Origin of the sequence: Acinetobacter sp. 1424608 (genome assembly GCF_000588255.1) — a bacterium.
Taxonomy (GTDB): Bacteria; Pseudomonadota; Gammaproteobacteria; order Pseudomonadales; family Moraxellaceae; genus Acinetobacter; species Acinetobacter nosocomialis.
Map to the genome: position 1 here is coordinate 97,534 of NZ_JFXL01000003.1, position 18,217 is coordinate 115,750.

The 18,217-nt window shown below is 39.7% G+C and carries 13 protein-coding genes and 1 pseudogene; 3 read left to right on the plus strand and 11 right to left on the minus strand.

Going from position 1 to position 18,217, the window contains the following annotated elements:
• Window positions 1-67: 67 nt before the first annotated feature.
• The 3 genes from ssb to J678_RS08595 all read right to left on the minus strand — a co-directional run bounded on the left by ssb (window position 68) and on the right by J678_RS08595 (window position 3,297).
• Complete coding sequence (gene ssb / locus J678_RS08585; protein WP_002053972.1) at window positions 68-652, minus strand: single-stranded DNA-binding protein; 585 nt, start codon at window positions 650-652, stop codon at window positions 68-70.
• Between the two features lie 51 nt (window positions 653-703).
• Entirely contained in the window at window positions 704-2,068 is a 1,365-nt protein-coding gene (locus J678_RS08590) for an MFS transporter (RefSeq protein WP_032027255.1), read from the minus strand.
• A 146-nt stretch (window positions 2,069-2,214) separates the two neighbouring features.
• Window positions 2,215-3,297: a DUF475 domain-containing protein gene (locus J678_RS08595; RefSeq protein WP_002054048.1), complete on the minus strand. Its 1,083-nt coding sequence runs from the start codon at window positions 3,295-3,297 to the stop codon at window positions 2,215-2,217.
• A gap of 262 nt (window positions 3,298-3,559) precedes the next feature.
• Here J678_RS08595 and tenA point away from each other — a divergent pair, with 262 nt between their 5' ends.
• On the plus strand, window positions 3,560-4,234 hold the full coding sequence (tenA, locus tag J678_RS08600; protein WP_023188069.1) for a thiaminase II: 675 nt from the start codon (window positions 3,560-3,562) through the stop codon (window positions 4,232-4,234).
• 50 nt (window positions 4,235-4,284) lie between these two features.
• On the opposite strand, the gene J678_RS08605 is transcribed toward tenA, so the two are convergent.
• The 4 genes from J678_RS08605 to J678_RS08620 form a co-directional block, all read right to left on the minus strand.
• Window positions 4,285-4,626 carry a GlpM family protein gene (locus tag J678_RS08605; RefSeq protein ID WP_002053924.1) on the minus strand — a complete coding sequence of 114 codons (342 nt, stop codon included), beginning with the start codon at window positions 4,624-4,626 and terminating at the stop codon, window positions 4,285-4,287.
• A gap of 52 nt (window positions 4,627-4,678) precedes the next feature.
• Window positions 4,679-5,032: a DUF1304 domain-containing protein gene (locus J678_RS08610; protein WP_000580161.1), complete on the minus strand. Its 354-nt coding sequence runs from the start codon at window positions 5,030-5,032 to the stop codon at window positions 4,679-4,681.
• A 66-nt stretch (window positions 5,033-5,098) separates the two neighbouring features.
• The gene (locus tag J678_RS08615; protein WP_017393053.1) at window positions 5,099-6,076 is read right to left on the minus strand and encodes a zinc-binding dehydrogenase; all 978 of its coding nucleotides are present in this window, start codon (window positions 6,074-6,076) and stop codon (window positions 5,099-5,101) included.
• 3 nt (window positions 6,077-6,079) lie between these two features.
• Window positions 6,080-6,682, minus strand: a complete 603-nt coding sequence (locus J678_RS08620) for a TetR/AcrR family transcriptional regulator (RefSeq protein ID WP_032027256.1) — start codon at window positions 6,680-6,682, stop codon at window positions 6,080-6,082.
• 294 nt (window positions 6,683-6,976) lie between these two features.
• Here J678_RS08620 and uvrA point away from each other — a divergent pair, with 294 nt between their 5' ends.
• Window positions 6,977-9,808 carry an excinuclease ABC subunit UvrA gene (gene uvrA / locus J678_RS08625; RefSeq protein WP_031955596.1) on the plus strand — a complete coding sequence of 944 codons (2,832 nt, stop codon included), beginning with the start codon at window positions 6,977-6,979 and terminating at the stop codon, window positions 9,806-9,808.
• A 36-nt stretch (window positions 9,809-9,844) separates the two neighbouring features.
• Here uvrA and J678_RS08630 read toward each other — a convergent pair whose 3' ends face one another.
• Window positions 9,845-11,551: a GGDEF domain-containing protein gene (locus J678_RS08630; RefSeq protein ID WP_004711523.1), complete on the minus strand. Its 1,707-nt coding sequence runs from the start codon at window positions 11,549-11,551 to the stop codon at window positions 9,845-9,847.
• A 992-nt stretch (window positions 11,552-12,543) separates the two neighbouring features.
• Between J678_RS08630 and omp33-36 the strand changes: the two genes are divergently transcribed.
• Window positions 12,544-13,446, plus strand: coding sequence for a porin Omp33-36 (gene omp33-36 / locus J678_RS08635; protein ID WP_006582474.1), 903 nt, complete (start codon window positions 12,544-12,546; stop codon window positions 13,444-13,446).
• 58 nt (window positions 13,447-13,504) lie between these two features.
• Here the strand turns inward: omp33-36 and J678_RS08640 are convergent.
• The 3 genes and pseudogenes from J678_RS08640 to J678_RS08650 form a co-directional block, all read right to left on the minus strand.
• Window positions 13,505-15,472 (minus strand): annotated as a pseudogene (locus tag J678_RS08640) (BCCT family transporter).
• Window positions 15,473-15,638: 166 nt separating this feature from the next.
• Complete coding sequence (locus J678_RS08645; protein WP_004884878.1) at window positions 15,639-16,331, minus strand: ion channel; 693 nt, start codon at window positions 16,329-16,331, stop codon at window positions 15,639-15,641.
• Between the two features lie 169 nt (window positions 16,332-16,500).
• A complete protein-coding gene (locus tag J678_RS08650) occupies window positions 16,501-18,216 on the minus strand; it encodes a cation acetate symporter (RefSeq protein WP_032027258.1) in 1,716 nt (571 codons plus the stop codon).
• Between the last annotated feature and the right edge of the window lies 1 nt (window position 18,217).

Below are 18,217 nucleotides of genomic sequence, written 5' to 3' on the forward strand. Positions count from 1 at the left end.
CCTTCATAACCATCTATTAATAAAGAATAATTTTATAAAATTTACAAAACTATATCTCTAGTGTATCTCAGAACGGTAAATCGTCGTCTAAATCAGCTGGTGCAGACGCTGGTTGTTGCGGCGCTTTAGGAGCAAAACCACCACCTTGCGGGCTGTTGCCACCATTACCGAAACCACCTTGGCCACCATAACCACCGCCATTGTTTTGACCGTAGCCGCCACCTTGGTTGTTATTTTGATAACCGCCACCTTGTTGAGGTGCGTTAAAACGTGGTTGGTTAAAATCATTACCGCCAGCGAAACCTTGTTCACCTTGTTGACGAGCATCTAACATTTGCATCTGGTCGCCACGGATTTCTGTAGTGTAACGTTCCTGACCATTTTGGTCTGTCCACTGACGCGTACGTAATGAACCTTCGATATAAACCTTAGAACCTTTACGTAAAAACTGCTGAGCAATTTCCCCTAAACGGTTATGCAAAACAATACGGTGCCATTCTGTTTGTTCTTTACGTTCACCTGACGTTTTATCGGTCCAAACTTCACTTGTCGCGATTGAAAACTGGGTTAACGAGCCCCCATTTGGAAAAGTTTTTGTTTCAGGATCACGACCCAAAGTACCAACCAAAATAACCTTATTTACACCACGCATTAGCTGTCTTCATCCTATTCATTTCTATGTTTTACTTTATAAGAGTTATGCTTAAATGGCTACCTCTTTACCAAACAACTGCGTTAAATCACGTCGTGCAGCATCATCAAGAGACTGTTTATCGACTTTAATATAAGCAACTTGCTGGTCAGGCATCACCACAACTTCTTCAATACCACGAATTGCCAATAGCTGTGTGGTCCACTCATTCACCTGTTGCACTTGCGGCAATGGCAACACAATCGATGACAAATACCGCGGCTGAGCTAAACCAAAACTAATTAGCAGCCATATTATAGCAATCCCTGCTAAGACACTCCATCCAATCGCAGTATTATGTAACATCAATAATTGACCACCTAGTGTGCCACCAAAAAAAGCACCTAAGAACTGGCTACTGGCATTTACACCCATAGCGGTGGCTTTCGACTGAATTGGAGCAGACTTTGATAACCAAGATGGTAATAATGCTTCCATCACATTAAAAGCGATAAAGAAAATACCTAAGCCTGCAAGCAAGACATATTTGGACTGATAACCAAATATCAGTAATAGTAAACCTGCAATAATGCCTGTAATTGCGGTTAAGAAAATGCCGCGCATTTTGCGGTATTTCTCAGCGATGATAATGCTCGGAAATGCAAAAAATAAACTAATCACCAAGAGTGGCAAATACACTAAACCATGGCTCGCCAAAGGAATATGCGCAAACTCGATAAGCTGTGAAGGCACATAAATAAACATGGCTGTCAGTAATAAATGCAATGCGAAAACTGACACATGTAAACGGTTTAAATCACCCATTTGAATGACTTGTTTAAGCTGTGCCATATAGCCTTGCTGATAATTACGATGATGGCGGGGCACTTTAGGCACCAGCAATAACATCAAAATCGCAATTAAGCCCATAATGGTTGTCACAAAGAACAAACCAGAAATACCAACAAGACTGGTGAGCCAAGGCCCTAGACTAAATGCCACCACAAAAGACAGACCAATACTCATGCCCATGGCAGCCATGGCTTTAGTACGCTGCTCTTCACGTGTCACATCGGCTAAAAGCGCCATGACCACTGCCGAAACTGCACCCGCCCCAGCGATAGCACGGCCAATAATTACGCCATAGATGGTGTCTGATAAACCCGCAATTGCTCCACCAATAGCAAAGAGTAGCAGACCAAATACTACAAGTGGTTTACGGCTAAAACGGTCAGCTAGTAAGCTAAAAGGAATTTGTAAAATAGCCTGACTTAAGCCATATATACCCACAGCCAAACCTATGAGTGCTGGAGTCGCATATTGATATGACTGCCCGACTACAGAAAAAACCGGAATAATCATGAACAGACCCAACATGCGTAGTGCAAAAATACTACTTAAAGCAAAAGTTGAGCGGCGTTCCAAAGCATTCATCATATCAATACACGTTATCAAACTAGGCAAATTATAAGCCGATTCGTTTCTAAAAATACGGGAGAGATGATTTAAAATAACGATTTCGGCTTAAAAAAATAAAGAGGCATTTAGCCTCTTTATTCTATCGAACTTTACTGAAAATTAGCTTAAGACGATTCTTGTTCACGTTTTGCATATTGGATAGATGCAATTACTGCCCATGCAATAAATGCAACACCAATGAGGCCTGTCACGACTTCTGGTATATGTAAACCTGTACCACTTGCAATCATAATGAAAGCCAATGCACCAATCGCATAATGTGCACCATGTTCTAAAAACACATAAGCGTCTAATGTGCCCTTTTCAACAAGATAAACCGTCATTGAACGAACGAACATTGCACCAATTGCAAGACCTAGCATAATCACGACAACGTCGCTGGTAATGGCAAATGCACCAATTACACCATCGAAACTGAATGATGCATCTAACACTTCAAGGTATAAGAAACCACCCAAACCGGCTTTAATCACACCAGAAGCAGCGCCTGAACCGTCTTGCATGACTGCATTACCATCTTCATCAATTTCAGGTTCGCCGCCCAATAAATGACTAAGAACTTGTACACCAATGTAAACCACAATGCCCCAAACCCCAGCCATTGTTACAGCTAAACGCTCATGATCTTCAACATAGCCCGCCATTACAATTAATGCGATGAGTGCAATAAAAACCGACATTGCTGGTACATTGGCTAGGTCAGATAATTTAACTTCAAGCCATCTAAACCAATGGGTTTCTTTCTCTTCATCAAAGAAGAAGTTTAAGAAAACCAACAATAAGAATGTTCCACCAAATGCAGAAATTTCCGCATGGTGAGCCATTAAACGTTCAGAATAGGTTTTTGGATCATTGAGTGCCATTTTAGCAACTTCAATAAAGCCCATGTCGGCAGTCATAGAAACAATCAAGACAGGGAAAATCAATCGCATACCAAAAACGGCGATGAGAATACCGACTGTCAAAAAGATCATTTTCCAAAAATGATCCCATCCACGAAGTACCGATGCATTTACGACAGCATTGTCAAAAGATAATGAAACCTCCATTACAGCTAAAATTGCAGTAATAGTTAAAGCTTTAAACATGGTCGACACGCCAGCTTCAGGTCCATGGGTAAAACCCCAGTAAGCGGCGAGTGCTAAACACACCACCGTAAAAAATATCGAAAATCGGAAATGCTTCATGGATCAGACCTATACCAAGAACTAAATGTAATCTTTCTTAAAACCACGGCTATTATATCGATAATTAACCACAAAACGATGTTGTTTTATGCCGTTATTACCTTTACTTTATCTTCATGTTTAATAAAGAAATTTATAATATTTAATTAACTTGTTAATCGTATTAAATATTTTCTTGCGATATATCTATCATTATTATTTTTGTATTTTAAAATTGATTTAAAATCGAGGTTAGCTATCTTATTTTAAATGGAATGATTTTATGCTTTTTTCTCAAGAACTCTGGCAACGTAATTTAAATTTATATCAAAAAATTCTCGACCTGCCTTTTAATCAGGAACTTGCTAACGGTACTTTAGATAAAGAAGCTTTTTGTCATTATGTCATTCAAGATGCTCAATACTTAGTGGCCTATGGTCGCGTACTGGCTGTTGCAGCAGCAAAAGCCTTTGATGCTGACGATATTATGCAGTTTTCAGATGCAGCTAAAATTGCAATTGTGGTTGAGCGCAGTTTGCATGATGACTTTATGAAAAATTTTGGTGTCACCAAAGAAGAATTTCAAAATACACCACTGACCTTGGCAGGCCATCATTACACTTCATTTTTAACAGCAACGGCTTGGTCTGAAAGCTACCCTGTTGTACTTGCTGCACTTTTACCTTGCTTCTGGATTTATGCCGAAGTCGGTAAAGACATTGTGAATAAGTCTGTCCCGAACAATCCTTATCAGGCATGGATTGATACCTACGCAGGTGAAGAATTCCATACCGCCGTTCGTAATGTGATTGCCACTATAGACAAAGTTGCTGCACGTTGTGATGCAGATACTTTAGAGAAAATGCATGCTGCTTACACAATGGGTGCAAAACTTGAATGGTTATTTTGGGATAGTGCCTACCATCAAAGACAATGGTTAGGTTTAGATCAGATCTAAAATAAGATGAGGCTCTGACCATTTACTTCGTTAAATGGTCAGTCTTTCATTTAACTTTGGAACAACTGCCAACCATAAATTAACCCTGCCGCAGCGACCACCCAACATAAGGTTGCCAAGCCCAGACACGACCACATCGACACGCGTGTTGCCAGCATGTAAACCGCAACTAAATAAATGGCATAAGGAATAAGTGACCATAGACCAAACAGAGCCGTTTTTTGTAACGCTTCGGCTCCTTTTTGCTGAAAAACAATCACATGAGCAATTAAAGCAAAGGTAGGAAAAAGCGGGACTAAACCTGCAATATAAAATGCCTTACTTTTCGATAAAATCGAAATAATAAGGACAACCCCAGCCCCCAACATACACTTTAAAAATAACGCCCACATGCGCTGATCCTATTTGGTCATTTCCATTTCAAAACGCTGTATTTTGCGCTTTTTAAAGAAAATTAACAGCGGCTAATGCAATCAATGCAGGAACTGCCTGAATATAAATAATCTTTTTACTTGCAGTCAGCCCACCATAAATACCCGCAATCAGTACACAGCCTAAAAAGAAGTTAGCAATTGATGTGGCAAATGGCGCATCAGCCAATAAAGACCAGAATAAACCTGCTGCTAAAAAGCCATTATAAAGACCTTGGTTCTGTGCCATGACTTTGGTGAGTTTTGCTTTTTCGGCATTATTTCCAAAGGCTTTCATGCCATAAGGTTTGTCCCACAAAAACATCTCTAACACTAAAATATAGACATGTAATATTGCGATAAGCGCAATGAATATTTGTCCGATCATACGTTTTTCCTTTTTATTTTAAAGATATGAAAAAAGATCAGTCTCTCGACTGATCTTTTTTATGTTTTACGGCTTTAGTAATACCTTGCCTTGACGAGCACCCTGCGTTGCTTTTTGAGCGGCAGTTTTAATCTCATCAAAACTAAATACACCTTCTACAGGCAAGATTAATTTTTTCTGAGTCGCTAATGTTAGCAGCTCAACAATCAGTTCCTTTTTACGCGCGGCTGGCATTTCTTTATTGACCACACTCGCCCAGAAACCTTTTACTGTCGCTTGTTTAAAAATCAAATCGCCCGATGAAATCTGCATGGTTTCGCCAGTCATACTACCAAACGAAACGAGTAGGCTATTTTCACTAAGTAAATTCAGCATTTCACCACTTGCGCTACCACCAATCGAGTCCACACCAGCAATAAGAGGTTGGTCACCATGAATCTGTTTAACTTGCTCTTTCCAATTCGGCTGATCAGTCGCAACCACATGTTGGATGCCTAATGCTTGCATCTCGGCAATTGCATCAGTACGACGAACCAGATTAATCACAGGTAAACCACGTGCCTGTGCAATCATCGCAACCGTTTTACCTACTGCACCATTTGCCGTGTTTTGGATTAACCATTGACCCGGTTGAACGTTAACAAAGTCTAATAGCATGAGAGCACTAATTGGCATACCAATCAGTTGCGCTGCTGTTTCATCATCAATTTCATTATTTAAAGGAATAAGGCCTTGAGCTGGTGCAATAAAGTATTCAGCCCAACTTCCATGCACAGCTGCCACAGCAATACGCTGGCCTACCTGTACATGAGTAACGCCTTCGCCCAAGGCATCAACAATACCAACACCTTCACTACCACCAATCGCAGGTAGAGTTGGCTTATAGCCATAGCTTCCGCGTACTGTCCATACATCATGATTATGGATAGGAGACATAATGGTTTTAATACGCACTTCGCCTGCTTTCGGCTCTGGCTTTGGCATATCCGCCTGCTCTAAAACGTCTACAGGTTCGCCAAAATTACGATGGATAATACTTCGCATGCTTTATTCCTCTATCGGTTTTAAGAGTTGTTGGGTGGTTTCTAAGGCTAGGTATAAATGTGCTTTGTCTTGCGACAGTTTTGTGAGTAAAGCAGCACCTAACCATAACTGATACATGACTTGCGCAGTTTTTAAAGGCTCAATATGTTTTGGAATTGAACCTTCTTGTTGACCTTCTTTAATTAGCAAAGCCAAACGTTGCGTTAGTTTGTGTACGCCTTCATTGAGAATCTGGCGCATATCTTCTGATAAGTCCGAAACCTCGGCTGCCAGTTTCACAATTAGACAGTTTTCAGCCCAGCTACCATTTACTGGATCATCAATCCACGCCTGCCATAAGGCCATTAAACGGGCATGGGCGCTTTGCTCACTGTGCTGCCAAAGTTGTTCCATACGAACTTTATAGTCCGCCATGTATTGCTCGAGCAACGCACAGCCGAAAGCCTCTTTCGAAGCAAAGTAGTGATAGAACGACCCTTTAGGTACGTCACAAGCCTTTAAGATTTCTTGCAAACCAACACCGACGAACCCTTTACGTAGTACTAGCTCAAAGCTGGTATCTAGAATGTGTTGTCGTGTAGTTTCGCTTTTGTTTAATCGTTTCATACATTCATCATAAATAACTATTAGACCAGTCGTCTAGTAAAATTATGTTGCTTGTGAAAATAGGCTAAGAGTAGAAATGTAGAGTGAGGAATGTTAAAAATACAATCTGCTTATTTAAACAAATTTTGTCGATTGTCGTTTAACCGTCACAATTTGTCGCTTTAAATCATTTTGTAGCACTTGAACAATTTTAAATCGTTATCATATAGGGTCTGTTGTTTATAAATAGCCATATCTCCCTGTGACTAATCAAACAACACCTAAATTTTCATCAATACATAATTGAGATGTTTTATGAGCCAAAGTCATATCCGTATTCGAGGCGCACGTACCCATAACTTAAAAAATGTGTCTCTCGATATTCCACGCGACAAATTTGTGGTGATTACGGGGCTATCAGGTTCAGGAAAATCTTCTCTTGCCTTTGATACCTTGTATGCTGAAGGACAGCGCCGTTACGTCGAATCACTTTCGGCCTATGCCCGTCAGTTTTTATCGCAAATGGAAAAACCTGAAGTTGACTCGATTGAAGGTTTATCACCAGCGATTGCAATTGAGCAAAAGTCTACCAGTCATAACCCACGTTCAACCGTCGGTACCATTACCGAAATTTATGACTATTTACGTTTGCTTTATGCCCGTGTCGGTACGCCTTATTGCCCTGAACACGACTTGCCTATGGTTGCGCAAACCGTTTCTGAAATGGTCGATGCGGTAAAAACGCTTGAGGAAGGTACAGCACTTATGTTGCTTGCCCCAGTGGTACGTGAGCGTAAAGGTGAATACAGCAACCTGTTCGAACAACTGCAAGGTCAAGGTTTTGTTCGTGCCCGTGTAGATGGCGAAATTATTGATATTGATACGCCACCGGAACTCGACAAAAAGAAAAAACATACCATTGAAGTCGTTGTTGACCGCTTCAAAGTACGTGATGACTTAGGCAACCGTATTGCTGAATCATTTGAGACCGCACTACGTTTAGGTGGTGATATTGCAGTTTTATCGTGGATGAATGGCGAACACCCAGATCGCATTTTTTCTGCAAAACACTCATGCCCTGAGTGTGATCGCGCAGTTGCTGAACTTGAGCCACGTTTATTTTCATTTAACAATCCGTTCGGTGCCTGCCCTGTTTGTGATGGCTTAGGTACACGTAGCCATTTTAGTTCTGAGAAACTGATTCCAAATCCTGATCTTGCGATTAGCGAAGGTGCGATCCGTGGTTGGGATCGTCAACGTCCTTATTACTATTCAATGCTACAAAAAGTTGCCGACCACTTCGGTTTTCAACTTGATACGCCTTGGAACCAGTTAGATAAAGACACGCAAAAGAAATTTCTACAAGGTACTGGCAAAGAAAAAATCGACTTAAGTTATATCGATGAACGCGGCCGCAAACATACACGCGTACAACCTTTTGAAGGAATTTTGCCACACCTTGAGCGTCGCTACCGTGAAACTGAAAGTAACTATGTACGTGATGATTTAGCACAGTATTTATCTAATGCAGCATGTGATGCATGTGGTGGTTCACGTCTAAATGAAATTTCACGTCATGTTCGTGTAAAAGATAAAACCATTGCAGACATTACCCGCATGTCGATTGGCGATGCAGAAAGCTATTATCAAGATTTAAATCTTGAAGGTGCTAAAGGCGAAATTGCCGATAAAATCTTTAAAGAGATTCGTGAGCGTCTGCACTTCTTGGTGAGTGTTGGTCTGAACTATTTAAGTCTGGCTCGTTCTGCCGAAACACTATCGGGTGGTGAAGCTCAGCGTATCCGTTTAGCCTCGCAAATTGGTGCAGGTTTAATGGGTGTCATGTATGTCCTTGATGAACCATCAATTGGTCTCCATCAACGCGATAATGATCGTTTATTACAAACGCTAATTCGCTTACGTGATTTAGGTAACACGGTATTAGTCGTTGAACACGATGAAGATGCAATCCGTGCAGCTGACCATATTATTGATATCGGCCCGGGTGCTGGGGTACATGGTGGCGTTGTCATTGCTGAAGGAACTTATGAGGAGCTGGCTAAACATGCCGACTCTCTTACAGGTCAATACCTTTCAGGCAAGCTTAAAATTGAGGTGCCAAAAAAACGTACTCAATCGCCACGTCCAGATGAATTCATCAAGCTTTCAGGTGCATCAGGCCATAACTTAAAAAATGTCGATTTGACTATTCCACTTGGCATTATGACTTGTGTGACTGGGGTTTCAGGTTCGGGTAAATCAACACTGATTAACCGTACGTTACTTCCACTGGCTGCAACACAGCTTAATGGTGCAACAACCTTAACAGCTGAAAAGTTCGACTCGATTGATGGTCTACAACACCTTGATAAAGTCGTTGATATTGACCAAAGCCCGATTGGACGTACACCACGTTCTAACCCAGCAACGTACACAGGGCTATTTACACCAATCCGTGAGTTATTTGCTCAAACTCCAGAGGCGAAAGCCCGTGGTTATAGTGCAGGTCGTTTCTCGTTTAACGTGAAAGGCGGACGCTGCGAAGCATGCGAAGGCGACGGCATGATTAAAGTCGCAATGCACTTCTTACCAGACATGTATGTACCTTGCGATGCTTGTCATGGTAAACGCTATAACCGTGAAACACTTGAAGTCGGTTATAAAGGCAAAAACATTTCTGATGTTTTAGAAATGACGGTTGAAGATGCTGCTGAGTTCTTTAGTGCTATTCCAGTCATTCACCGCCGCTTAGAAACCTTAACTCAGGTTGGCTTAGGCTATATTCGTTTAGGTCAGGCGGCTACTACACTCTCTGGTGGTGAAGCTCAACGTGTAAAACTGGCGCGTGAGTTAGCAAAACGTGATACGGGTAAAACACTTTATATCTTGGATGAACCGACAACAGGTCTGCACTTCCATGATATTGCTAAGTTACTCGATATTTTGCATGAGCTACGTAACAAGGGTAATACCATTGTGGTGATTGAACATAACCTTGACGTTATTAAAACAGCGGACTGGGTTGTGGACTTAGGCCCTGAAGGTGGCTCAGGTGGTGGGCAAATTATTGCTGAAGGTACACCTGAACAAGTCGCTGAGGTCAAGATTTCCCATACGGGTCGTTTCTTGAAACCAATGTTGAAGTAATAAAACAAAAAAGCCGGAAAGTGATTTCCGGCTTTTTTATCCCTCTACAACATTTCGTCCCCGAGCTTTAGCTCTTAAGAGTGAACGATCTGCTTTTTCTAACAACTCCATCCAGCTGGTCGCTCCAATCGCAAACCCTATACTGACTGATACATGTAATTTTTCATTTGAGCCAGATAAATTAATTTCTTCTAAAGCAATCGCAATACGAATTTTTTCCGCCAATAGACGCGCATCTAAAAACGGCACCTGTTCTAATAAAATTAAAAACTCATCACCACCATAACGTACAATTAGATCAGAAGCGCGTACATTCGCTTTCAATTGATCGGTAATACGCTTAATCACTTGGTCACCAACAATATGACCATATTGATCATTCACATCTTTAAAGCGATCTATATCAATAATCATTAAACAAGTTTGTGAAAACTTTTGAGGATAGCTCTCAACAATTTTTAAATACTCAGATAAAGCTAAACGGTTGGATACACCAGTTAACGGGTCTGTATTGGCAATATTTTTAAGTTGGAATTCAAACGCATCTCGCTGCTTAAGCATTCTTTGCAAACGGTCAATCGCTTCAAACAGTGAAATGAACTCACCTTTTTTAGGGTTCAATTCATCTACTGGATAATCTTTGCTATGAGACAAATCAAGAATTAAGGTACGGGCCTGAATAAGAGGCTCAAATACCCGCCTCTTTGCATAAATTAAGGTAAGTAAAGCAGCTGCTAACGATATGCTAGAAATAAGCAAAGTAAGAAAGAATTTCTTTTTTGCCAAATAGTTTTCTTGAGATGCAATCAAGACACTTTTATTAAGTAGAAAATTTTGTAAATCAATAACTGTTGTAAATTTATCAACGATTTGGTCTGTAAGTTCAGTTCCATTTAAATGGTAAGCCTCATGCTTCTGGCTTTCTTCTAAAAGTTGGCCAACAATAGGCACACCTTTATCTAAAAATTCAGTTTTAACTCTTGCATAAAGGCGATGATATTCAGGAGTTTTGGCCTGCTCAGACTGTAGCGTATCTACAAGTGCCCATAAGTACCGAGCTTGTTGCTGAGTCTGCAAAGAGCGCGCCCGATTATCATTGGGTATGGTTTCTTTAAACGTCACTGGCGCAATAACATTAGATGCGGTACGACCGGCCTGATCACGCATGTCAGTTAAAACCACAATCAAAGTAAAATAGTTATTAATTTGGCTATCTTTACTTTTTAGCTGCAACATAAGCTTTTGCAAAATTTCCCGACAACTATCCCAAGCACCAAACATACCCAAAATGGCATTATCAAATTGCACAGAGGTTCTTGCCTGTTCAGGTGTTGCGGCATAATAGTCGACTACAGCCCGCGCCTGTTTCAAATCATCTTTAAATTTAGTATCTAAAATACGTGCTAAATCGGAATAACCCTCTTCTTCTAAAATACGAATAGTTTCATTAATTTGCTGATCGACAGTAAGCCGATACTCTAATAACTTCTTCTGATTTTTTAAAAAGTCGGCAGCGTTACTCGACATTAATTTATTTGCTGGCGCACGTTCTTTAGATACCTTATTTGCAACTTCAGCAATCGACCTTAAGCTTTTGATTTCAACCAACGCTTGTTTAGTTTTTAAATATTCTTGATAACTGCTGACAATAAGAGGCACAGCCATAAACAGTAAGGACAGAATAATGACCAACATAAAGAAAAATAGTCGATTACTGATATGTTCTGAACGTAATCCTGACATTTCTAGCTGGTACTCCGTAAATGCCCTACCATCATCACTACTATAAAATGAAGTAATTAACCCGCATCCTAGCACTTTAATGAGCAGAAGTTCAGCAACAAAGTTTGAATAACGCAATATAGGTCTTCATCGTTTGTATTTCATGAAAATCTGATCGAAAGAGCAAATGATGGCTATAGCAAAACTCCATTTTACAGCTGAAGTAAATTTCGCAATTCTATAGTTAGCTTCTTTTTCCTCTTGGATGCCTCTCCCAGCATCCGAAACCCAGCGCTAAGCTGGGTTCTTTTTTATACAGATCAAAAAGAAGAAATTTCATGTAATTTTTTTAATAAATGTTAATGTTTTCTTATAGATAAAAAAAAGCTCAACCTTGGGGAAAGCTGAGCTCGTAAAGTCTGATGTGATAACACATCGTATCTGGGAAAGTACTACCAACTATAAAAATGTTAGATAGTGAACTTTGCAATTGAATTGTGTGACTTATCTCTAATTTTGTAAAGTTGATTAAATTGATCAGAATTAATTTTTTAATCGTTTTTTTGATTTAAAAATGTTTTTTTTTAGCCTTATTCAATTATATAATTATTTTAAATAGATGGATTATTTAGATAAACTTATCAAAATAATGATAACTATTCCTCAAAATATATGAAAATTGAAACAGGAATAATATTCGAACGACTATTTATTAAACGAATCGACAAATTTATGAACGTTAAATCCGATCAATAAAATCATTTTTTCCAATTATAAATGTAATTATTTTGAAACTATTTCAAGCCAAATCCCTATGAATCTTAAGGTTTAGCTTCTTGTTAATGTTCATTTTTTTAGCAGGTTGACATAAGACACTCTGATTGTTTATTTTTTAAACATTTTTAACATAAGTGTCAAATTTCCTTAACATTACGTTTCATCTATTATTGACTTCATAAATTGTTACAATACAATGACCCCAGCTTTATCTCTTGTTAATGCTGGAAATGATTATGAAAAAACTTGGTTTAGCCACTGCTGTATTATTAGCCATGACCGGTGCTCATGCTTATCAATTTGAAGTTCAAGGTCAATCTGAATATGTTGACACAACTGCAAACGATAAGAACTACACTGGTGACGTTGCTGGTACATTCTATTTGAAAAATGTTGATACAGCTAAGGGTCCTTTAGCTGAAGCAGCTTTCTTAAACCAAGCTTCTAGCGTGTCTTTAGGTTACAGCTATCAACAATATGACCAAAACAACGGTTTAAACTACCGTGTAGGTACATACGGCGTTAAAGGTGAGGCTTACGTTCCAACTCCTTACCTTCCTGTATACGCTAGCGCTACTTATAACCACACTGACGTTGACGGTAAAAACGCGATTTCTCGTGATGACCAAGGCGACCGTTATGCTTTAGAAGTTGGTGCAATGTTGTTACCTAACTTCTTGATGGCTGTTGGTTATACAAGCGTAGCTAACCAATTTGCTTTAGATAACTTCGGTATCATGAGCAACGGTATCTACTCTGCTGTTAACCAAACTGCTGCAATCCAAAACGATCAAGATGCTGTTACAGCTCGTGCTAAATATGTAGGTCCAATCGACGGAACTAACATGGCAATCGGTTTTGAAGCTGCTGGTGCTTTCGGTCAAGAAAACCAATACGGTTTAAAAACTGACCTTTACTTAACTCCTAAGTTAAGCGTTGGTGCTGCATTCATCGGTAACGACGGCGTAGCAAACATCAAAGGTAATGACCTTGGTGAATTCCGCCAAGCTTGGGGTGGTAACGTAAACTACTTCATCACTCCTGCTCTTGCAGTTGGTGCGTCTTACATGAAAGCTGACGTTAAAAAGTCTAGCTACGACACACAAACTATCGGCTTAAATGCTAAATTCCGTTTCTAATTTAATTTAGAAATTGAATTAAAAAAAAGGACTCAATTGAGTCCTTTTTTTATGGCTATTAACTCCGTACGATATTTAAGAAATGTAAATGACGTTCGTACTGATCAATAATATCCTGAATCAAATCTTCCTGAGTCCAGTCCATTACATCGTAATTCTGCCCACCCTCTCTCAAAAATACTTCGGCTTGGAAATATTGGCCATCTTCTGCTTCTGTACGACCAATTAAAAAACTTGGTGGTACTGTTTCACGTGAAACAACTTTATAAATAAAATTAATTTCATGATGATGATCGACTCGAAGCTGCATACCATCTTCAACTTCACTAATTGAAACTTCAAGATGACGACGTCTAAACTCATGCTGAATATTTTCAAAAGCTCGTGAAACCTGCTTTTCAATATATTGCTTCACCTCTTCTTCACTATGAGGTTAATGCATGATCAAACCTAATCGTTGTTGCCAACTTCTCGGGTTATGAATGGCACGTGGGGTAATACGAGCTTCCTGAATTGCTTGCATTTTCGTGACATCAAGATGCAAAGCTTTTATTAACCCCCAACTCATCAAGAGCATGACTACAGTAAACGGCAACGCACTCATAATAATTGAAGACTGGAGTGCAGCAAGACCGCCAACCAAGAGTAAAATAATAGCCAGCACTGCCATCAATACTGTCCAGAACAGACGCTGCCAAGTTGGTGAATTTTCAGTTTTTGCTGTTAAGTAGTCAGTAACGAGTGCTCCTGAGTCCGCTGAAGTCACAAAAAATAAAACCACCAAAATAGTCGCCAGAATATTCATGACACCTGACCATGGCAAGTGTCCTAAAAACTCAAATAGAGCAACTGACGAGTCTTGCTGGACAGCCTGAATGAGAGTGGTTTGATGTTCATGAATAATGCTAAATAAAGCGGCATTTCCTAAAAAGCCCATCCAAATGATGGTAAAGCCTGTCGGAATAAGAAGAACACCTACAATAAACTCTCGAATGGTACGACCACGGGAAACCCTTGCGATAAACATACCCACAAATGGTGACCATGAAATCCACCAAGCCCAATATAAAATGGTCCATCCCCCAATCCATCCATTTGGCTGATAAGCATATAAATTGAATGTCATGGTGAAAAGGTTAGATATATATTGCCCAGTATTTTGAATAGTGGTCTGAAGTAAATAAATACTAGGGCCAGCGATAAAAACAAATACTAATAATATTAAAGCTAAGACTAAGTTTAGCTCTGATAAGCGTTTAACCCCTTTATCTAAACCTAAGAACACAGATAATGAGGCTAAAATACTCACAAAAATAATAAGTAGAACTTGAATATTGGTACTTTGCTCGACACCAAATAAATAATGTAAACCAGAGTTAATTTGGGTAACACCAAATCCCAGAGAAGTCGCTACACCAAATACCGTACCAATGGTCGCAAATATATCGATACTGTCGCCCCACGGCCCATAAATCTTTTTACCAATGAGCGGGTAAAGGGCTGAGCGGGTCTTTAACGGTAAATTATGACGATAAGCAAAATAAGCTAATGCTAAACCGACCACAGCATAAATTGCCCATGCGTGTAAGCCCCAGTGGAAAAAAGTCACACGTAGAGCTTGCTGAGCTGCATCAATTGTCTGCGCATCTCCACTTGGTGGATTGACATAGTGCATGACAGGTTCAGCAACACCGAAGAACATTAAGCCGATACCCATACCGGCAGTAAACAGCATGGCAAACCATGAACCGTTACTATATTCGGGCTGGCTATGGTCAGGACCTAATTTAATCCGACCTATCGCAGAACAGGCAATATAAATGAGTAAAATAAGAAAGAATGCAACTGATAGAACATAGAACCAGCTAAATGAATCGGTGATCCACTGCTTTAACTGTTGCGTTAAAAGTTCAAAAGAACTCGGAGCGATCACGACAACTGCTAGGAACAAAGCAATAATAATGACCGTACCCAAAAAGACATTGGGATTAACATTTGCGAACCAACTCGTTTGTTTGGAAGGCATAAATCCTCCATGTTATTTTAATGAAAAGTGACAGGCATGAAGCCAATAAAGACATTCAGGAATGAACAAAGTTATATCTTTCAATAGAGAAAGCCGATCATACTGTAAACAAACTTAATTAATATTGCAGTTACAAAGGTGTAAATAAATTAAAACACCTCCTTCTTTATTTATCAGAATTCTTTTTAGGGGCGTGTGAAATATACTGTAAAGCGATCAAACGCGTAACAATTAATGCCAAGTACATAACACCACAAAACATTTGTAACATCGCTAGAACACGTGCTGGTGGACTAAGGGGCATGAGGTCAGACAACCCTGTCGCTGACTGCAAACTAAAGCTTAAAAATAATAAATCTAGCCAAGTTTGTAAGTGATAAATATGGTTTGGATTTTGGAAGCTATTTGGAATTAACAACTGACAAATGTTGTATAAAAAAGCAAATCCCCAAGCAATTAAGGTAAAAACAGCTGCTGCTGCAAACAGCTCATCTCGTGTCAAATATCGGTCAGCAAACATATAACGAAATAACCCATAAGCTGCCGAGAAGTAAGCTAAAGCTTCACAGCTGTGAGCAAAAATCTGGATGGTTAAATTGCTGTAGCCTAATAAAATAAACACTGACGATATAATTGCGCCACTTACAAAGGTAAGTCCTAAAAAGGTAAACATAGGTGTTTGACGAATCACTTTAGCAATAATGAGTAAAGCAAGTACTCCTAATGCCCAAGTTAAGGTTCTATAAACCTCATTATCAAAAGTCAGCATAGCCAGAATAAGTAAAATGAATTGCACAAACAGCAACCATGCAGAAGGCAATAATCGAAAGCTCGCCCAGAACTCGATAATAGATCGCATTTAATTATTTTCCATTTTTTCATTATGTTTTGAATTATAGAAAATCATACTGTACAAAAAATAGGATAAACAAGTTGTTCTTTATTAAGGAGCTTCTTTTCAATAACCTTTAGGAGAAAAACAAAAAAAGCCCCGTAGGGCTTTTTATGACATGTTTAATACATTCTGATTAGTGGTCTGATGCACCAGAAGCACCAATACCTGTCATTGAACGTACATATTGTGCGTCGAAAGCAGCACGTTCTTTTTTCGCACGTGCTGAGTTATCAGTCACTGAGAAGAACCAACAGCAAAGGAACGACAATGGCATCGCAAACAATGCAGGACCATTGAACGGGTTAATTGGTGTATCTGAGATTTTTAAAGTATCAACCCATACCGCTTTAGATAAGATGATCAGTACAACAGCTGTTACCAAACCAACCACCCCACCAATCACAGCGCCACGTGTGGTTAAACCCTTCCAGAACATTGAAAGAACAAGTACCGGGAAGTTCGCACAACAAGCTACAGAGAACGCTAAACCTACCATGAATGCTACGTTTTGCTTTTCAAACAAAATACCCAAGATCATGGCAAAAACTGCTAAACCAAGCGTCGCGATTTTTGACATACGAAGTTCAGAAGCTGGAGTCGTTTGACCCTTTTTAAATACGTTAGCGTATAAGTCGTGTGAAATTGCAGATGCACCTGAAAGTGTTAAACCAGCAACAACAGCAAGAATCGTTGCGAACGCTACTGCTGAAATGAAGCCCATGAACAAGTCACCGCCTAAAGCGTCACTTAAATGCACAGCTGCCATGTTGTTACCGCCAACCAGCTCAAGCTTTCCTGTCATTGCCATTTTCGCAACATCAAGGAATTGCGGGTTGTTTGATACAAAAAGGATCGCACCGAAACCAATAATGAAAGTTAAAAGGTAGAAGTAACCAATAAAACCTGTTGCAACGACTACAGATTTACGTGCTTCTTTTGCGTCTTTTACAGTGAAGAAACGCATAAGAATGTGTGGAAGACCCGCTGTACCAAACATGAGTGCTAAACCAAGAGATAAAGCATCAATTGGGTTTGCAGCAAGTTTACCAGGACCCATAATTTTTGCAGCGTCGGCAAGGCTTATGTTATGGACTTTACTGAACACTTCAATAGATTGGGTGAACATATTGCTGAAACTGAAACCTACAGCTTTCATGACCATAAATGCCATAAAGGTTGCACCGCTCAGTAACATGACCGCTTTAATGATTTGTACCCATGTGGTTGCCAACATGCCACCAAAAATTACGTATGCCATCATTAATAGACCAACGATGACTACAGCAATATTGTAGTTCAAACCAAATAGCAATTTAATCAGCTGACCTGCACCCACCATTTGCGCAATTAAATAAAATGCAACAACTACAAGTGAGCTAAAAGCAGCTAAAGTACGAACTGGTTTTTCTTCAAGACGGAATGACACTACGTCGGAAAGGTTATATTTACCGAGGTTACGTAAACGCTCTGCTACCAAGAATAAAACGATTGGCCAACCGACCATGAACCCCAGAGAATAAAGTAAGCCATCAAAACCAGAGCTAAACACCATTGCAGAAATACCAAGGAATGACGCCGCTGACATAAAGTCACCCGCAATTGCCAAACCATTTTGGAAACCACTAATTCCGCCACCAGCCGTATAGAAATCTTGTGCTGATTGAGTTTGTTTTGCAGCCCATTTAGTAATAAACAATGTAAAACCAACAAAGATGACAAACATGATGATGGCATGCCAGTTGGTTGCTTGCTGCTCAGCTTCACCTAAATCCGGGCCTGCCATAGCAACTGTTGAATATAGCGATGCTACCGCCAATAAGGCTTTCGCTTTTAATGAATTCCATTTCATA